The organism is Pseudomonas sp. B5(2017) (genome assembly GCF_002112825.1).
In the GTDB taxonomy this organism is placed as follows: Bacteria; Pseudomonadota; Gammaproteobacteria; order Pseudomonadales; family Pseudomonadaceae; genus Aquipseudomonas; species Aquipseudomonas putida_Z.
In genome coordinates this window covers 1-1,339 of sequence record NZ_NEIR01000039.1, presented here as the reverse complement: position 1 = coordinate 1,339, position 1,339 = coordinate 1, and the positions used below count along the sequence as shown (strand labels likewise).

The following is a 1,339-nucleotide window of genomic DNA, read 5'->3' as shown; positions in this document are numbered from 1 at the left end:
GACCACCGTCACCGACAATCCGGCGACTCCGGATGTCACCACGCTCACCCTGACCGCGACGGACACCGTGGCCGAAGGCGGCAAGATCACCTACACCGCTACCTTGACCAACAAGGCCGGTACCGACCTGGTGATCAAACTGAGCAACGGTGAAACCATCACCATCGCCGCTGGCTCGAAGGAAGCGTCGATCACCATCGATGCCCCAAGCGACGACGTGTACCTCGATGCCGAAAACCTGAGCGTGACCGTTACCGGCACCACCGGTGGTGACTTCGAGAAACTGGACGTCAGCAGTACTGCGGCCGTGACCAAGGTGACCGATACCATCGACACCACCACCGTGACCCTGACCGCCACACAAAGTGTGGTCGAGGGCGGCGTGGTGACCTACACCGCGTCGGTCAACCACAAGGTCACCGGTTCCGATCTGGTAGTGAAGTTGGCCAACGGCCAGACCATCACCATCCCGGTGGGCGAGTCGTCGGCTTCGGTACCGTTCACTGCACCGAACAACGTGCACAACACCAACCTGGATCTGACCAACAAGATCACCAATATCTCGGGCGGCAACTACGAGAAGACCGTGGCGGTTGGTGAACCGGTGACCACGGTCACCGACAACCCGGCGACTCCGGACGTCACCACGCTCACCCTGACCGCGACGGACACCGTGGCCGAAGGCGGCAAGATCACCTACACCGCCACCTTGACCAACAAGGCCGGTACCGACCTGGTGATCAAACTGAGCAACGGTGAAACCATCACCATCGCCGCTGGCTCGAAGGAAGCGTCGATCACCGTCGATGCCCCAAGCGACGACGTCTACGTCGATGCCGAAGACCTGAGCGTGACCGTCACCGGCACCACCGGTGGTGACTTCGAGAAGCTGGACGTCAGCAGTACTGCGGCTGTGACCAAGGTCACTGACACCATCGACACCACTACCGTCACCCTGACCGCCACGCAAAGCGTGCTCGAGGGTGGCGTGGTGACCTACACCGCATCGGTCAACCACAAGGTCACCGGTTCCGATCTGGTAGTGAAGTTGGCCAACGGCCAGACCATTACCATTCCGGTGGGCGAGTCGTCGGCTTCGGTACCGTTCACTGCGCCGAACAACGTCCACAACACCAACCTGGACCTGACCAACAAGATCACCGACATCTCGGGCGGCAATTACGAGAAGACCGTGGCGGTTGGCGAGCCAGTGACGACGGTCACTGACAACCCGGCCATGCCAGATGTAACGAACCTGAGCCTCAGCGCCACCAGCACTGTCGCTGAAGGCGGCAAGATCACCTACACCGCCACCTTGACCAACAAGGCTGGTACCGAC

The 1,339-nt window shown here is 60.9% G+C and carries 1 protein-coding gene; it reads left to right on the top strand.

What is annotated here, in order from left to right; translation table 11 throughout:
* Nucleotides 1-1,339, top strand: a 1,339-nt coding sequence (locus tag CAG00_RS28915; protein WP_371915778.1) for an immunoglobulin-like domain-containing protein, incomplete at both ends; no start/stop codon positions are given.